2 protein-coding genes and 1 pseudogene are annotated in these 1,286 nt (G+C 56.4%); all 3 read left to right on the top strand.

The genetic code is table 11. The annotated features are described in order from the left end of the window. A pseudogene (locus tag BUB35_RS18335) lies at positions 1 to 557 on the top strand (relaxase/mobilization nuclease domain-containing protein); the annotation flags it as partial. After that, positions 547 to 933: a cysteine-rich VLP domain-containing protein gene (locus BUB35_RS18330; RefSeq protein WP_072854072.1), complete on the top strand. Its 387-nt coding sequence runs from the start codon at positions 547 to 549 to the stop codon at positions 931 to 933. The pseudogene BUB35_RS18335 and the gene BUB35_RS18330, both read left to right, overlap by 11 nt. 132 nt (positions 934 to 1,065) lie before the next feature. After that, positions 1,066 to 1,286 (top strand): replication initiator protein A (locus BUB35_RS18325; RefSeq protein ID WP_465220327.1); only part of this gene is annotated, 221 nt, incomplete at its 3' end.

The raw sequence follows: 1,286 nt of genomic DNA, 5'->3' as shown, positions 1-1,286 counted from the left end.
TGGCCGAGGGCAAAGGCCGGGGCTATGAACGCTGGGCGACCATGCACAACCTCAAACAAATGGCCGCGACGCTGAATGTGTATCAGGAATACGGCTTTACTTCCCCGGAGCAGTTAGAAGCCGCCGTTGATACCGCCTATCAGGAAATGCGCCAGACCAGCGGCGAACTGAAAGCACTGGAAACGAAGCTACAAGGGAAAAAGGAGTTGCAGCGACAGGTACTTGCCTATGCCAAGACCAAGCCCGCCCGCGACGGGCTGAGAGCGCAGAAATCCGAGAAAGCCCGCGCCGCCTACCGGCAGGCAAACGAGAGCGATTTTATCATAGCCGAAGCCGCCGCCCGGTATTTCAAGGCGCATGGCATCACCAAGCTGCCCGCCCGGAAAGCGTTGCAGGCCGAGATCGAGCAGCTTATCTCCGAGAAAGACGGCCTGTATAACACCTACCACGAACAGAAACAGCGGTTCAAGGAGTTGCAGACCGTCAAGCGGAACATCGACCAGATTTTGCGCCGGGAGGAACCCCACCGCAGAAAGGAGCAGAGCCATGAGCGATAACCTGCCCCGCATGGACTACCGCCAGCACCGGCGGGCGCGGCGGCTGGTACATGAGTGCTGTAACTACGACGAGGGAAACTGCCTGCTGTTAGACGACGGGGAGCCTTGCGTGTGCGTCCAAAGCATTTCCCTTTCCCTCATGTGCCGCTGGTTCCGTGTGGCTGTCCTGCCCCTTGACGGGGAACTGGCCGCAGCCCTCTTGTACCGGGGGAGCCGGAAACGGTGTGCGGTCTGCGGGGCGGCATTTGTCCCCAAATCCAACCGGGGAAAATACTGCCCCGACTGCGCCGGACGCATGAAGAAACTCAAAGCCGCCGAGAGAAAGCGGAAACAAAGGCAGAAATGTCACGCTTTAGAGCCTTTCAAACCCGCATGAATCAAGGTTTTTTTCGTGAGTGTCAAAGGGTACGCGATACATTTATCCTTTTCCCCCGGAAACGGCGTTCTAATGCGTGACAAACCGCCAAAATCAACCCAAACACAGGGAGGTGATACTATCGCTGATTATATCATGGCAGACACGCCGCTGCCTATCTATCTGCCCTACCCCCGTTTCCTGCTGAAAATGGAGATTTCCCAGACCGCCAAGCTGCTGTATTCGCTGCTGTTAGACCGTTCCACACTCTCCCAGAAGAACAAGTGGCAGGACGATGAGGGCAGGATATATATTATCTATCCAATCGCGGAGATAGCCGAAATACTGGATAAGGGCAGCACCACCATAAAGGG

Source organism: Anaerotignum lactatifermentans DSM 14214 (genome assembly GCF_900142265.1).
GTDB classification, from domain to species: Bacteria; Bacillota; Clostridia; order Lachnospirales; family Anaerotignaceae; genus Anaerotignum; species Anaerotignum lactatifermentans.
The sequence above is the reverse complement of the archived record's forward strand: the minus strand, read 5'-3'. Positions and strand labels throughout refer to the sequence as shown.